This window comes from Vibrio crassostreae 9ZC13, from assembly GCF_000272045.2.
Taxonomy (GTDB): Bacteria; Pseudomonadota; Gammaproteobacteria; order Enterobacterales; family Vibrionaceae; genus Vibrio; species Vibrio crassostreae_C.
In genome coordinates, this window is the sequence record NZ_AJYZ02000019.1 from 1,592,047 (window position 1) to 1,608,824 (window position 16,778).

The following is a 16,778-nucleotide window of genomic DNA, read 5'->3' on the forward strand; positions in this document are numbered from 1 at the left end:
TGATTAAACTGGCAAATAGCGCCTTTTACAAACGCAATGAAAAACAGGTTACCGACCTAAAAACAGCATTCTTAAATATGGGTTCTCAAGGGCTCGTTGAAGGGGTGGTGAATAGCTACATGAAGAACTTCACGCCGGGGAACAATATTTACTGGCGTCACTTCGGTGAGAAAATTTGGAATCACAGTGTTCAAACCGCGTCTTTCTCTAAGGAGTTGATGAAAGACTCTTCATCTCAAGAAGAGCAAGCAGCGGCGTATTTTGTTGGGTTAATTCGCAACTTAGGCAAGATGATCATTTTCCAGATGATGGTAGAAGCCTTCAAGCATGTTGATCCTTCTGTTCCACCTAACTCGTTAGCATTGAAGCGCCTGATGAACAGCTACTCCATTCGCCTGACTTACACCATTGCTAAGTTCTGGGAACTGCCAGAATCAGTGTTGACCGCGATTGGCTACCAAGAGTCTAGCCGATACGAATGCACGCCACTTGGTCAAGCTGTGTTTGAAGCTAACTACTTGAGTGAATTGTGCTATTTACTGGAAGAACAAACGATTGAAGTCGAGCAATTTAAGCGCAGATGCAAAGAGACACTGATGTCTCCGGCTGCATACAAAGTGGCTAACCGTATCTATAAAGAGTCTGAATTATCGCTAGTGAGCTAACCCTTAGCCTATTCGACCTACGCTGTGACTGAACATAATGATTGGTTGCAGCTTGGTTGGGCTAGGTTGTGAAATACATTCAGCTACGAAATACGCTTACAAATGGCTAATCCACAGCTTGTCGAGTTCGCACCAACCGAAACCATTTACTTGTGCGCCGTGTATCTTTTCAGAAACCTCTAAGTTGAACGCCTCTTGCTTGAGCTCAGTCACAACCCCAGATTCATGCAACCAATGCCGGAGCGACAACAGTGCATTCATTGCTAACTCAAAGTTGGGCTGGTTTGTTATTGAGGCTAAGCCTTGTTCGATTGTCTCTAGCATCTCAGAAGGTAAAGTTAATTCCTCAAACGGGAAGCGAGTGAAAAAGCTTAACCACGAAGTGAAGGTGTCGTTCTCATCAATAATACTGCACAGCGCGACGTCTTTGGTAGTTAGGTAGTTAGTTAGGTAGTGGCCATATTCCACGTTGGTTTTGCTGTCGCCGGATACTGATAATTGATCGAAAAGGGTTTGGCATTCAGAGGTGTCTTCAACGGTGAATTCACGCTCTGTTTTCGACAATACTGGGTTTTGAATCTTAAAGAAGGTTGAGCCGAATTCCGGTTTGGAAGCATGGTCGTCGCCACGCACGGTGGTCGTCTTTTCGGGCAGTTTCACGCACACCTGATTTTGAGCGCAAGCTTTACTCTGTGCCCATTCCGGGTAGACCCACAACTCGACTCGATTAAGAATCGGCGTGCTGTGTGAATACGCGCTATTGCGGCTCAATCTCAACATATTGCTTGAGAAGATGTCTAACGAGAACGCGCCAGAACCAATCAGCCTATCAGTAGGTGATGAGTGATCAAAAATGGAGGCTTCAGCTTTGGCAAGTAGGCGTGGTAAGTGCCAATCAGGTTGATTCAGTTTCACGACAACCACATTACCTGCCGAGACAGAGACCTCATCAATATGCTGATAACAGCGACGCCATATTTTGCTTTGGCAGAGCGAGTTAAGGTTGCGCGCTATGTCTTGAGGTTCGAGTGTTCTTCCGTTATGAAACTGAACACCATTACGAATCTGAAAGTGCCACTGTGTCGCATCTTGATTAGGCTGCCAATGATAAGCTAAATCGCCGCTGAGTTTGCCGTGCTGAACGGTGGTAAGGCGTTGGCAAACTTGCATCACTAGGAAGCGTTCGGTGCGTCTAAGTACTCGTTGAGGGTGAAGCGCTTCGAGTTCTCGGTGAAATGGGATATACGCGATATTCTGCGCTGAAGGAGTATTACTGCTTAGAAAGGCTTGCAACTCAGCGCCAGCATTGCGGCCGTTGAAGCTTAAGGTGCTAAACACCTGTTCGATGTTACCTGCGTCGGCTTGGGTTTGTGCGTATTGGTAACACGCCTCAATGGGCTCAACCAGACACGTGAGTTGTGCTTTATTGCTTCGGCCTGAGCTAGCTTGCCACTCAATCCAGCCTTGCGCTGTCATCGCTTTGAGTAAGGTCTGAACGTGACGTTCACTCACGTGCAGCAGTGTGGCCAGTTGGTTAACCTGACAATGTGATACTCCAGGCCCAAAAGCCTGAAATATCTTTTCATACAGTTCAAGCTTACGCTTAAGGTTGCCCAATTTGCTTTTCCTAACGACGAGGTTGAGTTAAATGTGAATAGCCAGAATCAATCAGTGCGTTTTCCATCGTATCGAGAACTCGAGAGGTTATCTCTGAGCTCAGGATATTCGATTCAGTTTTGCCTTGAAGCACCAAATCTGAAAAATGGTCGATTTCAAACTCGAATCCATTCCCTATCACTCGGTAGTTAATGGTCGACTTTTTGCCTTGATGTTCAATCTCAATAAAGGCCGGATTCCACCATTTTTCGTGAATGGTGATTTTGGTTTCAGGTCCACTCAAGTGTGCTGATCGGGGAAGGTTTTGCACTGTTGATGCCGATATCTTACCGCTTATATCACCAGAGAATGTAAAGCATGCATTGGTATCAACATTCGCTCCCTCATAAAGACACGACATCTCTACCTGAGGTTTTGAAGGGTTTACACCCAGCGTTCGGCACAGATCGTAAAAGAACCAAAGCCCATAGACCCCAACATCGAGTGTTGCTCCGCCTGACAAATCCGGATTGAAGATAAACAAATCGGGCTCATAGTCGTGATGGTTACCAAAGCTGGCTTCGATTGAATCTATCTGAATGTTGTTATCGACCAAGAATGATTGGAGCTCACGATATGCGGGAAACACCACGGTTTTCATCGCTTCTAACAGCATCACGCCATTTTGCTTCGCGAGAGCTTTCATCTCAAGCCAGTCAGCAAGGTTGGTAAAAGCCGGCTTCTCGACCAATACGTGCTTATTGTTCTTTAGAAACAGTTCGGCGAGTGGCTGGTGGTATGGGTGAACCGTAGCGATGTAAACCGCTTCAACACTTGGGTCATTCGCCATCTCTTCATAAGAACCATACGCCTTGTCGCAAGCAAACTTGTTGGCGAACGTGGCTGCGCGTGAGTGATCTCTTGCGGCAACGGCATACAATTCACCATGCAGAGAGTGCTCTGTGACTGCGGTTGCGAATCGATTGGCGATATTGCCTAGCCCTGCGATGCCCCATTTAATTTTGCGTTGCGTGTCGCTCATCAGTTGCTCCAAATCGTTGTTTTGTATCAGTGTACTCAGAGACGCCACATACAAATAGAGAACAGATTTCTCAACCTGTTTTCTATTTATTTTATTCTAGTTGAAGCTCAGGATTAGCTCTGTATTGAGTGTTTCCAATCGGCTAGGGCTTTAATGTGTTTTGGCCCGATGCCACAACAGCCACCGATAATATTCGCGCCCAGTGCATGCCAGCGTTTAGCGTAAGTTAAGTAACCTTGGCCATCCAGCTCACGCATCTCCTGAAACATATCATTCGCTTCATGTTCGTTGCTGATAGGCGCAAAATTGTTAGCATAGACACCAACTTCTAAATCACTGCCTAGCTCATCGATCACTTTCTTGGCATCGATAATGGCTTGATCCATCACTTCAGGCACTGAACAGTTAAACATAATGCCTGTCGCGTTTGATTGGCAGGCAAGTTTGATGGCGTCTGTTACGCTCTCGCCAGAACGAATATTGGCAGAATCGCCCTTGGTGTCTTCCAAACTGAACGCGTAGTAACACGGCTTATCTGACTGCTTAAGAACCGCATGAATGGATTCGAATTCTTGCAGGCTACAGATGGTTTCCGCGATCCAAAGATCGATGTTTGGATCCTGGGCATCGTAAAGCGTTTGAATGATTGGCGCGGCTTCTTCTACCTTAAACAAGTCTGGTCGGTAGCTGCCAAATGGCGGTGGAATCGCGCCTGCTACTTTCACTGTGTGGGTAGCATTGTCTGCAACTGCTTTAGCCAGCTCACCAGACAGTGTGGCTAGTTCAAAACCGCGTTGCTCGAACAGCTCTTCACCCAAGTGAAAAGGCACACAGGCGTAGCTATTGGTGATTAGGATTTCAGCACCTGCATCGACAAAGTTTTGATGTGCTTGGCTGACAAATTCGGGTGCTTCAATCAGCGCTTGAGCACTCCAAAGCGGTTGAGAAAATGGCGCGCCAATTTCTTTGAGTTCTCGGCCCATGCCGCCATCAAGTATGGTTAGTGTTTTCATATTCAATACTATCTAAACAATTGCTGAAGTTCTGCCGCCACCATATCAGACAACCTTGTTAGACAGAAGCCATCAAGCCAAGGTTCAACTATCGATGAGGGAGTTTCGTTATAAGCCGTCTAGCGGGCTAGTCGTGCCACTAAAGTGTTGCCCAATAACGTGAGTGTAAATCTGAGTTGTCTTAACATCACTGTGCCCCAGTAGCTCTTGAACCGTTCTGATATCGGAGCCTGACTTTAGAAGTTGCGTAGCAAAACTGTGCCTGAAAGTATGACAACTAATTCGCTTGTGGCGCAATTTATTAGAGTTAGTCGCCTTCTTCAGCGTTTTTCGGAGTACCGAATCATGTAGGTGGTGTCGGCATACGATCCCCGACTCAGAGTGTTGAGTGACGGATTTTGATGGGAATAGGTACATCCAAGCAAGTTGTCGATAGGCACTAGGGTATTTTTTACCTAATCGGTGAGGCAAAGATGGCCCAAACCCATTCAAGTTATCTTTAGCGAGCAGAACTGCAACTTGTGAAATTTTGTCTTGTATAGCTTCAGTGAGTGAAAAACTTAAAATTGTCACTCGGTCTTTATTTCCTTTCCCATTGTGAACAGTGAGAGACCCTTGTTTTAGATCTATATCTTGTACTCGAAGCCTCAGGTATTCCGATACTCTCAAACCTGAACCATACAACAAGCGAAAAAACAGTTGATATTTAGGATCTATTTCATTGATCACCGAGATAGCTTCCGCATGATTGAGTACGCTAGGAATTTTTCGAGACCGAGTCGCATAGCTAAACCCTAAGTCTCCTAGAGGTTGCTTAATAAATTGATTGTATAAATAGGCTAGAGCATTGAGAGCTACCTTTTGAGTATTGATGGCTACTTTTTGTTGATTAGCTAAATGAGAAAGAAAGGAGACAACTTCAGCGGCATGCATCTGTTCAGGGTGTTTAAGCTTATGAAAATGAATGAAGTATTTTATCCAGTAACAGTAGGCTTTGATTGTCTTGCGACTATAGCCTCGCATCGTCATATGTTCGCAAATTGCCTACATGAATTGACTCGCCATATATTCCCCTCACAAAATCTGTACATACAGACAGTTTATTGCTTGTTGAATAATTAATGACTTAAAAAAGAGTGGTTTTTAACTCTGATTGAGCACGAATTTAACGAGAGGCTTATTTTAAATTATTGATTATACTGCAGATTTATGGGTGGTTAAGAATGAGGCCGAGCGTTACATAGTCGGCAATATGTGCTTGCACGTTTTCACACTTATTGTTTAGACCCACTTTTATATTAAATGCATAGCATTCAGTTGGTTATGAGTGACCTTTTTGATATGTTAAGCGGATGGATTCGTGCTTGCACAATATTAAAATGTTATACGGAGGTAATTTAACATGAGCGGAGTTGCAATTCCGTTTGTCAAAGACAGGATAGGGAATACGATTTACATCGATCAGTATGAAGATCTAGGCTATCCGACACCAATTTTTTGCGGAGGTAGAGGTTGTGGGACACGAGTTACACATGTTGTTGGTCATAAAAGGAGAAACACCGGCAAGTTAATTCCTGCTATCTTTCGTCTTTATCAAAACTTCGATCACTCAGATAGCTGCAGTTTTAAAACCTCAGGTAACTACGAAATTGAGGCGAAAATTGGAACTTCCAATGTCGAAGACGCAATCGCAGACGGTGAGACTTTATTTCGGGTTCATATTTTAAACCATGACGAAGCTTCTCAGTTAAAGCAAAAAGAAGAAGTTTTTGCCGACCAGCTTCCCGAAGATACTACTAAACGTGTTTTTTATAACAAGGGTAAGATGCCCTGTTACGTCAAAGCCTGTAGTGACCTTGCGAAGCTGTATATATATGGAAAGGAAAACCCTAAAGAAAGGGATAGCCTCGAAATAAAGGTTAATAAAAGCACTGTTAAGTGGAAAGACTTTTTCTTTGGCATTGGACAATACCGTTACTTTCAGCATTGCCTTACTAAAGATAAATACGTAAATGCAGCGATTGATCTTCAAATTACTCGCAAAGTTTTTTCTGGTGTGGTTGACGACTTTGAATACTTTGAGTGTAAACCCAAGAATGTAAAAGGTACTAAATACTATCCAATAATCCGGATTTCCAAAAAACTAAAATTACCCATAATTGATTTTGACAAACAGTTTTTAGTTTACGGCAAGTTTCGCCTAAGGAATGCTGAAGAGCCAAAAGTATCCAGTGAATACAATGCAGTAGAGTTCATGACAACGCTTGTTAACCTAAAACAGATGGGAGAAGTTCCCACCGTATAACAAGCAATTTAAGAGGGATTCACAACGCTTGGCACTTTTGCTCCTACTTCAAATTTAGTGTTTACGGTACAATACGTTAAGTTGGGTGGAGGCGTTGTTCACCCCTTAATTGGGCTACATGGACTCCCTCTTTTGTCAACAATAGCTCCCGCTGACAACAGTGGATCGGACAGCAGCTCTACATTCGGTGTTTAATCGGAATCGTTCCGTCACCTTGATGATATTCGCTTGATGCCAGCCTCATTCGTTAAACAGTATTTATTACTTCCCAATTAAACAGGTTTAGGCATCTCGGTCTGGTCGTATTGTCATCATTTGCTATTGCTTTGACTCGGTGAGTGTTAACCGTTTACATAGTTAATCTTGTACTCTTTTCCTGTTGTTAATAATGCCCATATTATACGAGCATTTTTTGCTGCTAGGGCGACAGCTGCTCGTTTATAACCTCGTCGTTCAACGAGTTGATTTAACCAAATACTGTTGCGATCGGTTTTCTCTTTACATCGTGCAATAACGGCTCTTGCGCCATGAATAAGTAGAGTGCGAATATGTTTTTCGCCTCTTTTGCTGATGCGACCAAGATGAACATGACCACCTGTTGAGTATTGTCTTGGAACCAACCCTATCCAAGCGGCAAATTGGCGGCTAGAGCCAAATTGTTTGGCGTCATTGACGGTCGCGACAATGGCACTTGCACTGTGTTCACCGACACCTGGAATATCCATGAGCGCTTTGGCTGAAGCCATCTCACGAACTAAAGCAGAGACTCTACGATCATAGTGCAATACTTCTAGGTTAAGGTGTTGAATCTTGTTCGATAGATCTTGAAGTAGCTCTCGAGCGAGTATAGGCAAACCATTTTCTGCATCTTCAAGGACACTACCAATAGTGTTTTGAGCCGAGTAGCGCCCCTGAGGCATCACAATACCAAATTCGGAAAGCAAACCTCTGAGCTGGTTAATAGTCGCCGTTCTTGTTTTAATTAGCCCCTGTCGAATACGGTGCAGGCAAAGCACAGCTTGTTGCTCTTCACTTTTTATAGAGACAAATCGTGTTTTGGGTCTAGATACCGCTTCACAGATGGCCTCTGCGTCATTGGCATCGTTCTTCTCATTTTGTCGATATGGAATAACGAATTTGGACGCCATAATTTTCGGGTTATGACCTAGTTTCAGTAGCTCTCTCGCCCAGTGGTGTGCACCAGAGCACGCCTCCATACCGATGAGGCAGGGAGGTAACTTCGCGAATGTGTCTAAGAGTTTGTTTCTTTTGACAGTTTTGCGTAGGACGCACTTGCCATATGCATCAACGCCGTGAATACTGAATACATTCTTGGCGAGGTCAACGCCAATAGTTTGAATGGTGGACATAGTAACCTCCAGTTCTTCAGCGTGTACTAAGTAAGTATGGCACGCAGAGTGTCAGGTAGAGGGAGTCCATATCATTCGTTATATGCCTTATCGAATTCGGAGAATATATGGACATATTGGTTGAACAAGAAATTGAGCTTCATCAGTACGAGACGCGTCAGAGCTTACCTGATATTGAACGCCTGATTCATCCCAGTTTTTCTGAAGTTGGTAAATCAGGCACCAGTTATGACTTTGCTTCCATCATTGAAATGATGAGCTCAGAAGAACCTTCAGAAGTTCGGGTTCATTCTCAAAACTATGAATGCGTTCAACTTGAACCATCGGTTCACTTACTTAAGTATGAGTCTGCTTTATTGGCCCCGTCAGGTGAGGTTAGCGATTATGCCAAACGCTGTTCTATCTGGGCTTTCAACGGTATTTGTTGGCAATTGAAGTTTCATCAAGGGACACCATGTCCGGCTTTTGAATTAGTCTAAAATCATGCTTGGAAATAGGCATATAACAATAAATTTAAGAGTGATTCACAACGCTTGGCGCTTTCACTTCAAGCAAGTTTAGTGTTTATGGCACAACGTTTAAGTGAGGTGGTTAGCGTTGTTCACACCTTAATTTGGCGTTGATACCTACATAATTTGAGGGAACATGAAAGATAAAGAATCGCTATTTGTTATATTTTCAGGTCTGTTATTTGCTGCTTGTTTTATCTCGTTTGGGACAATCATTGGTCAAGTTAGCTTTGACCCTGACAATTCAACAAAAATAACAGATTGGATTAGTGCTTTGGGAGCTATGATTGGTGGCTTGAGTACATTGGCTTTGTTCTTTTTCGGTTGGCGTGTAGTAACAAATTTTCGCTCTCAAAACAAAATTGCAATTTTGCAGGATGTTAAAAGAGACTTACTTCTTTTGTCTAAGTACGTATCTCAATGGGCATTTGAAGCAACGATGGTATGTGATAAACCAAGTAGCGACCCAAAGGTACTCGAGCTGCAAACTAAAGTAGACTCCTACATGCGTAATGTCTTAGATTCGAGCGCTAGGTTAGATGCAGCGCAAATAGAACGTGAATACTGGACATTAGACGAAGCAGTCAAGTTAGAAAGAAAGCTCGCAGAAATGCATCGCTATATGAATTACCCTTTCCATTACAAGCCAATGAAAAACAATAGTGACGGTAGCGTTAAAGACTTTGACGCAGATGAGGCTATTCTGGAACGAAACGAAAAATTTTTATCTGACAAAATGTACTTAATTGGTGAGATCCATAAACTGGTAGAAAACCTAGATAAATTAGATCAAGCGATAAAAATGTAGGCATAACAAACGACTATGGCACGGTTTGCCTTACTCGAAGTAATCCGTAAATACCTAAATTAGCAGATTCACTAACACGGAAATGCCCCTTTTCTTGATAGAGTAAAAACTCATTTATATTCTGTTTGCTCAAATTTTCGACATCTGAACTAATATGAGAGCGGTTACTTCCGAAGAGTCAGCATAGCTCTCTTTTTATATTGCTAATCATTTATTCCCCATGTACTACTCTGTCGGAATTCGCTTCACAAGTCTGCATGCAAAATTGAAGTGGCTTACCCAAAAAGTGAATGATCAGGCGCTATTGACAGAATAATTGCGCAAGACACCCCTTTGCCTGTAAGAGGTTGATCTTATTATAAGTTACAGAATGCGTGTTGCCATTTTTCGTGATTAATATATGACGAGTAACAGACATTGAGGAATTTTTCATGTTTTATTCACACCGAATATGATTAATAATCAAGCCCTGCATACTGAGGAAAACAAGGTTTAGTGTGAAATCCAATCAAAAAGGGTTTGTCCGGCTTATCTATGCCACAAAGTATTCATGGCTTGGTTTACGGGCAGCCTGGCGCTCTGAAGCCGCGTTCAGGCAGGAGTTGGTGTGTTTTTGTGTACTAACACCAATAGCGCTTGCTTTACCCGTCGGTGGCTTGGAGAAGTTACTGCTCATAGGTTCATTGGTCGCGGTTATCGTTGTCGAATTGCTCAATTCTGGCATAGAAGCCGTGGTTGATCGGATTGGGCATGAAAGGCATGAATTATCAGGACAGGCAAAAGATATGGGTTCTGCGGCTGTTCTGCTAACTCTTTTAATGGCGATATCTACCTGGGGGTATGTCTTATTCTCAATTTTTACCATGAAATAAATAGTTTATACAAGACAGGAAGTTATAAATGATAGATGTTGTAAAAAAACGTTTGGGGATTCTTTTCCCTTTGGCTGTAACGTTTGTTGTCTGCCTATTGATTCTCATGCTATCCCGGGTAGGATTAAGTGTCTGGCATGGAGATCGTGTTAGTGATGCTGACGGGTGGATAGCTATCTTGTTTCATGGGCTGCGCGTTGATATTTCAACGGTAAGCTATTTATTGGTGCTTCCTTCGCTGTTGACATGTTTGCTTGCCAGTAATGGGAATCTAGGGAAAGGCTGGTTGTTTGTCCTGAGGATCTGGATTGTTTCCGGGTTATGGCTATTGGTGTTCATGGAACTTGCTACACCTTCGTTTATCCTCGAATATGACGTTCGTCCAAACCGGCTATTCATTGAATACCTGATCTACCCTAAAGAAGTTTTTGGGATGTTATGGAGCGGATACAAGCCAGAACTGTTCATCGGTGCATTTGTTAGTTCGGCAACATTATATTGGGGATGGAAATTCACTCGTCATTTGGTGACAAGCCTGACATTTCCACGTTGGTATTGGCGGCCAGTACTTGCAGTCCTTGTTATAGCGCTTGGTGTTATGGGCGCGCGTTCCTCGCTGGGTCACAGGCCTCTCAATCCTGCGATGGTCGCTTTCTCTACCGATCCGTTAGTGAATGATCTTATTATAAATTCTAGCTATTCGCTTGCTTTCGCGGCCAAGCAACTAAAGGATGAAGATAGCGCATTCAAATACTATGGCGCTATGGATAACGATGAAGTTATTCGGTTAGTCCGTGAATCAACTGGGTTAAGTGAGCAGGAGTTTTTTTCTGATTCATCCCCAACAATGGCTTATCATCAGGCAAGCTATAAGGGTAAACCTAAAAATCTAGTCATTCTGTTACAAGAAAGTCTTGGTGCAAGGTATGTCGGTGCATTGGGTGGCTTGCCATTAACCCCAAACCTTGATCAGTTAATGACCCAAGGCTGGAACTTCACTCGCATGTATGCAACAGGCACCCGTTCAGTCCGAGGAATCGAAGCGGTGGTTACCGGCTTCTCGCCGACACCGGCGCGTTCAGTTGTAAAGCTAGGTAAAAGCCAAACCGGTTTCTTCACTATTGCTGACCTATTGAAAAGCAAGGGATATCATACTCAGTTTATTTATGGCGGAGAAAGTCATTTTGACAATATGAAGAGCTTTTTCTTAGGTAATGGCTTTGTTGATATGCAAGATTTCCCGACCTTTAAGAATCCAGCGTTTGTAGGTTCATGGGGAGCATCTGATGAGGACTTATATCAAAAGGCCCATGAGCAATTTTCTCAGCTAAGCGCGGATAGTCAGCTTTTTTTCAGTCTAGTCTTTACCTCTTCAAACCATAGCCCGTTTGATTATCCGTCCGGCCGGATCACGCCATATAATGAACCAATGCAAACTCGGGAGAATGCGGCAAAGTATTCAGATTATGCCTTGGGTGAATTCTTCAAGAAGGCTAAATCGTCTTCTTACTGGGACGATACTATTTTTGTTGTAGTGGCTGATCATGATTCTCGCGCTTATGGAAACCAGTTGGTTCCTATTGACCATTTTCATATTCCTGCGGTGATTGTCGGTGAAGGGGTTCCTTCAAAACAGGATCCTCGTTTAGCAAGCCAGATTGATCTTGCTCCGACATTACTGTCTCTCATTGGAATTAATAGCGTTAACCCAATGATTGGGCATGATATGACCAAGGATATTGATGAATCAAAGCTTAGGGCGATGATGCAGTTTTATAAGAACTTTGCCTGGATGGATAATAATAATGACGTTGTCATTTTCCAGCCGGATAAACCTGCACAAGGCTTTCATTACGATGGAGAATCAACTGAATTACTTGACCGTAAGATATCAGAACCAATGATCAAGATAGCAAAGGCGAATGCACTGTGGGGAAGCCTGGCTTATCAGAATGATTTCTATCATTCATCAGAGGCTCAATAATTAGGGTGGATTACTCACAAGTGATGTCAGGGGGCGAGCACCTGTTGTGACATCGTAGCTTGAAACCAAGCATGGCGGCTTTGATAAACAGAGCCGCCTTTTTCAATTCCAACTAGGACTGGATAAGCGTTGAGTTACGACAGCTCCCTTTGTCTTGTTTGCGTGCGTTTGCATTCGGCGAACAATGACATGTCGCCGGTTAATTATGAAAAGTCTCTAAAGAAAGTGTCCGGCTGGAGTTGACCAGAACAAACAGAAGTGGACCTCAATGGTTGGACACATAAGCTAATTCCTTTCCATACCTGTAGTTATATATAACTTTCTAATTTAGGAAAATCACTGACTCACATTTGTCCATCAACGTGCTGGCGAGACCTAGCTAGAACAGGTTTGCCCCTTTCCCACTTAGTGCTTTTACTCATACACATGCTGTTAATGTGCGTTTGCCCTACCAAAACTTATCCATCCCTGTCGTGCTGATCGTTGGGGAACCCTCGTGATGTAATACGGGGTGAAAGTTGAAATTTATAGATCCAATGCTAGCTCCTTGTTTAGTCATTAAGTGACGTGAAAACAAAGAATTGCAGTTTTATTTCGGCGATAACGTCGATAAGTGGGTCAATTTTAAACTGGCGTTGACAGTAGTTCTGACTTTAATGTTGATCAGGATAGCTCAAGATAACGGATGACATGGAGTTAAACTCAGAGATAATCAAGCAGTTCAATCCCAAATAAATAAGTAACTGTGGTTGATTAGAAAGAGTGTGCTAGAAATCATTCATAGATCTGGCCATAAATGCTCGATGGAAACCACCCCAAATGCATAATGGAGGTGGCTCCAAATGCATAATGCGAGCAAATCATACAATATTTAATTATTTAATAAACAAGAGCTTAATCATTAGTTCGCTTCGAAGTTTCATTAAGCTTTCTTTGGTGACTTTTATGAGTAAATACCGCAGTGCTACTAATGCACTGAATACCATCTACGACGCTAATAAAATTTTGGGTGAATTGTCCCGTGGGTTCATGGGGCGTTTACGTTAGAGCGTCGTTTTGCCATTTCAAATCTCCGTGTTGTTAGAGACTTGATGGCGGGGTATGAAACACGAAAATGCCCCAAAATCATTTAAAGCTATACCTCATCACACCTTGCTAACTCGTTACTTGCCCAAATTTTTATAATGAATCAATATGCCATTAGTTTGTTAGCTGCTTAATTGTTTTATCAATTTGATAGCAATTTACATCATGTGTTCAAGGTATTAATTATGGAATTACAGACAAGGCTAGTTTTTATAGATACAAGCGCTTTTGAAAAGAAAAACTATCAATTTGGGCAACATTCCCTTGGTCGTCTTCAAGAACTAATTGAGGATGAGAAAATTCACTTGCTCATTACCGATGTGACAAGGAAAGAAATCGACTCGCACCTCAGACGTAAATCTGAAGAAGCAGCTTCAATGATAAAGAAGATGCAAAAGGATGCGATGTTTCTAAGAAATACCCCCGATCTTGATTGTCATGGCATCTTCACCAACATTAAAGGTGATGATATTTATACTGTAATCAGTGATAAATTTGATGATTTCGTCGAAAACGGCTACGTCGAAACAATCGATGTTAGTACTGTTAACCCTCAAGTTGTATTTGACGCTTACTTCAACAACCTCCCGCCTTTTGGCAAAGAATCAAAAAAGCACGAATTTCCAGATGCCTTTGCACTAGAGGCGATTAAACAAGTAAGTTTGGATAGAGGACATTCAGCCTACATCGTAAGCGATGATGGCGACATGAAATCATTTTGTGATAAGGAAGATAACTTCATTCACCTTGAAAAAGTTGATGACCTAATTAACTTGATTGTTCGAAGCGACCAAGCGTACGAAGAGCCAGCCAAATTTGCTGATGAAATATTTGAGCAACTCCTAGAAGAAATCAAAGCCAATGCTCTACAAGCTCTCAAAGATGGCGAGTTCAACTATGAAAACGCAGACCCTTTCGATGAGATTATCAATTCGTTAGAAATCAACTCAGTGAATATTGAGAAGAAAAACTTACAGAATGTCGATGCTGAGTGGGCTGAATACGAAGTAGAATTTGAGGTGGTTATTACGGCTGATTATCGATTCTCAGATTATGATCGTTCACCTTGGGATAATGAAGACAAGCAATACGTATTCGTGTTGAGCAATGAGTCAACAGTACAACACAAAGAAACATACACGGCCCACTTGACACTTGCCTATGACGACGGATTGAAAGCTAACGCATACATCGAAGAGCTTTACTTCCAAGATACATATTTCGAGCTGACTGATGATGACTCCGAAGTTATTAGCTTCAAAGAACTAGATATCAACGGTGAATGACATGAAGCTATATGTCATTGGTAATGGCTTTGATGTTCATCATGGGCTGGACACCCGATATACATCTTTTGGGCTCTATCTTAAAAATAACTATTGGGAAACATACGAACTGCTGATTGAGCACTACGGTTTCAGTGACCTAAATCCAGACTACCCAACATCAATGTCAGACCCTTTATGGTCTGAATTCGAAACGAGTATGTCACTACTTGATAAAGATTCGGTCTTGGAAGCAAATATGGATGCAATACCAAACTATGCTTCCGATGACTTTCGAGACAGAGACCGATACACGCTTCAAATTGAGATGGAGCGAATACTTGGGCTTCTGACCACTGAACTGTATAAAGCGTTCAAAGAATTCATTTTGGCAGTACAGTTTCCTCAGTTTGATAACAGTCTAGCTGTAAACATAGACAGAGACGCTGTTTACCTCACATTCAACTACACTGATACACTTGCTCAATACTACGAAGTTCCTGATGAAAATGTATTGTTCATTCACGAGAAAGCAGATGAGGATGTTGAAGAGTTAATACTTGGTCATGGCGTAGATCCAAAAAATTTCAAAGAGAAACCAGCTGAACCACCAGCAGGGTTAAGTGAAGAAGATTTAGAGCGTTGGATGGAGTATCAATCTGACCAATATGACTACTCATACGAGCGTGGAAAGGATGCTATCAATCAATATTTTTCCGCAACGTTTAAGGGAACAGAACAGGTAATCAAAAACAACGTAGATTTCTTTGCAGGTCTTGCCAATGTGGATGAAGTATTCGTTTTAGGTCACTCATTGGCTGAAGTTGATCTCCCCTATTTCCAAAAGTTAGCTGAATCAGTCAAAACAGGTGCTAAATGGCTTGCCACTTACTATGACCCAGACGATCAGCAAACGCACTATGACACGCTAACAGGGCTTGGAATAACCAACGTTTCGGTTGTTAGAATGGAACAAATCTAAGCGAGAAACTAAAATGTCATTAGTAATTTCGGTAGATTATACATTGTTTTTCCCAAACTTGGCTTATGCGAAGAATTCAATGTTGAACATCAGCTCTAACTCGAAATTGTCCAAAAGTTTGTTACACACATGTCGATTATGTCTGTCGATTATGTCTGTCGATTATGTCTGCTAGAGGATTAATTGGAGCGTAGTAAATTTACTACGTTGAATCTTAGTCGTTGTTCAAATTTGCAGACTTTCGATGCAATGTTATGCGAACTTATACTGCAAATAGTATTGTAAGTCTTTGATGGTTGGTTCGAGTTATGCTGACTTATCCTGCAAGCATCACCTTAAAAATGTCGCTGAAACCATTGCCTGGTTTCAGCGACAAAAAAAGCCGCTCTTTATGAGCGGCTTTTTGCTTTCTGGCGCTCGCTAAATTCTCTTCAAATATTACCCATCTCTTTGGTTAGAAATTGTTTTCTCTCGCTCTGTAGGCTTGGTATTCCCTTATACCTTGAGTAAGATGACCCGAACCCCCTTAGTTTTTATGGAATTATGACTGAGTTATTTGAGCAAAAAAGTTTGCAGCCTTTGTACATTCAAGTCGCGGGAGAGTTAAAACGCGAGATTGATAAAGGTACTTATCCTGCGGGCAGTAAGCTACCGTCTGAAAATCAGCTGGTGGATCTGTTGAAAGTCAGCCGTGTAACGGTGCGTAAAGCATTGCAGCAACTCAATGCTGGCGGTTACATCTTCTCAGAGAAAGGAAAGGGCAGCTTTGTTAAATCCAATAAACTGCGTCACGATTTTCTTTCCATGTCTGGTTTGGCGCAGGAAGCTGCGGGCGCAGGGTTAGAGGCGACTAATATTGTTGATGCCTTTGAGGTGCAGCCTGCGGATGAGCTTGTCGCTCAGAAACTCAATATTTCGCCTGGTGAGCCCGTTAACTTTGCGCGTCGTTTACGATTGGTAAACGAACAAGTCGTCTCATTTGAAGAGTTTTATATCCCTCGAGTGCTGTTGCCTAACCTCACAGAAGACGATCTCAAGGGATCTAAGTTCGAATATTTGAGCCGTCACGGTATTGAGATGATCAAGACGCAACAAAAACTGTTGCCGGCTCTGCCCGACGCCACCATTCAGCAGTTATTGGGTGTTGGGGAGCTTGACCCTATCTTGATTAACCAATCACAAAACTACTATGAAGAGCAGAAAATCTACGAATATTCAACGGTTTACTATAAATCTAGCTTGTATGATTTTGAGATAACCGCACGAGTTTAGAGAATGTCG

General features: G+C 42.5%; 14 protein-coding genes. 9 read left to right on the forward strand and 5 right to left on the reverse strand.

Going from position 1 to position 16,778, the window contains the following annotated elements:
- Positions 1–665 (forward strand): HDOD domain-containing protein (locus A136_RS08265; protein WP_017065216.1); only part of this gene is annotated, 665 nt, incomplete at its 5' end.
- Between the two features lie 96 nt (positions 666–761).
- Here the strand turns inward: A136_RS08265 and A136_RS08270 are convergent.
- The 4 genes from A136_RS08270 to A136_RS08285 all read right to left on the reverse strand — a co-directional run bounded on the left by A136_RS08270 (position 762) and on the right by A136_RS08285 (position 5,345).
- Complete coding sequence (locus tag A136_RS08270) at positions 762–2,282, reverse strand: SgrR family transcriptional regulator (protein WP_017065217.1); 1,521 nt, start codon at positions 2,280–2,282, stop codon at positions 762–764.
- Between the two features lie 10 nt (positions 2,283–2,292).
- Positions 2,293–3,303: a Gfo/Idh/MocA family protein gene (locus A136_RS08275; RefSeq protein ID WP_017065218.1), complete on the reverse strand. Its 1,011-nt coding sequence runs from the start codon at positions 3,301–3,303 to the stop codon at positions 2,293–2,295.
- 113 nt (positions 3,304–3,416) lie between these two features.
- Entirely contained in the window at positions 3,417–4,316 is a 900-nt protein-coding gene (locus A136_RS08280; RefSeq protein ID WP_017065219.1) for a homocysteine S-methyltransferase family protein, read from the reverse strand.
- A 108-nt stretch (positions 4,317–4,424) separates the two neighbouring features.
- Entirely contained in the window at positions 4,425–5,345 is a 921-nt protein-coding gene (locus A136_RS08285; RefSeq protein WP_017065220.1) for an integron integrase, read from the reverse strand.
- A 373-nt stretch (positions 5,346–5,718) separates the two neighbouring features.
- On the opposite strand from A136_RS08285, the gene A136_RS08290 reads away from it, so the two are divergent.
- Entirely contained in the window at positions 5,719–6,621 is a 903-nt protein-coding gene (locus tag A136_RS08290; protein WP_017065221.1) for a hypothetical protein, read from the forward strand.
- Positions 6,622–6,962: 341 nt separating this feature from the next.
- Here A136_RS08290 and A136_RS08295 read toward each other — a convergent pair whose 3' ends face one another.
- Positions 6,963–7,991: an IS110 family transposase gene (locus tag A136_RS08295; RefSeq protein WP_017041084.1), complete on the reverse strand. Its 1,029-nt coding sequence runs from the start codon at positions 7,989–7,991 to the stop codon at positions 6,963–6,965.
- 107 nt (positions 7,992–8,098) lie between these two features.
- Between A136_RS08295 and A136_RS08300 the strand changes: the two genes are divergently transcribed.
- From A136_RS08300 to A136_RS08330, 7 genes are all read left to right on the forward strand, one after another.
- The gene (locus tag A136_RS08300) at positions 8,099–8,470 is read left to right on the forward strand and encodes a DUF4440 domain-containing protein (protein WP_017065222.1); all 372 of its coding nucleotides are present in this window, start codon (positions 8,099–8,101) and stop codon (positions 8,468–8,470) included.
- 166 nt (positions 8,471–8,636) lie between these two features.
- On the forward strand, positions 8,637–9,308 hold the full coding sequence (locus tag A136_RS08305) for a hypothetical protein (RefSeq protein ID WP_017065223.1): 672 nt from the start codon (positions 8,637–8,639) through the stop codon (positions 9,306–9,308).
- A gap of 497 nt (positions 9,309–9,805) precedes the next feature.
- The gene (locus A136_RS08310; RefSeq protein ID WP_017065224.1) at positions 9,806–10,180 is read left to right on the forward strand and encodes a diacylglycerol kinase; all 375 of its coding nucleotides are present in this window, start codon (positions 9,806–9,808) and stop codon (positions 10,178–10,180) included.
- A gap of 28 nt (positions 10,181–10,208) precedes the next feature.
- Positions 10,209–12,164: an LTA synthase family protein gene (locus A136_RS08315; RefSeq protein WP_017065225.1), complete on the forward strand. Its 1,956-nt coding sequence runs from the start codon at positions 10,209–10,211 to the stop codon at positions 12,162–12,164.
- Positions 12,165–13,435: 1,271 nt separating this feature from the next.
- Positions 13,436–14,536, forward strand: coding sequence for a PIN domain-containing protein (locus A136_RS08320; protein ID WP_017065226.1), 1,101 nt, complete (start codon positions 13,436–13,438; stop codon positions 14,534–14,536).
- Position 14,537: 1 nt separating this feature from the next.
- The gene (locus tag A136_RS08325) at positions 14,538–15,497 is read left to right on the forward strand and encodes a bacteriophage abortive infection AbiH family protein (protein WP_017065227.1); all 960 of its coding nucleotides are present in this window, start codon (positions 14,538–14,540) and stop codon (positions 15,495–15,497) included.
- 543 nt (positions 15,498–16,040) lie between these two features.
- Positions 16,041–16,769: a GntR family transcriptional regulator gene (locus A136_RS08330; protein WP_017065228.1), complete on the forward strand. Its 729-nt coding sequence runs from the start codon at positions 16,041–16,043 to the stop codon at positions 16,767–16,769.
- Positions 16,770–16,778 lie beyond the last annotated feature (9 nt).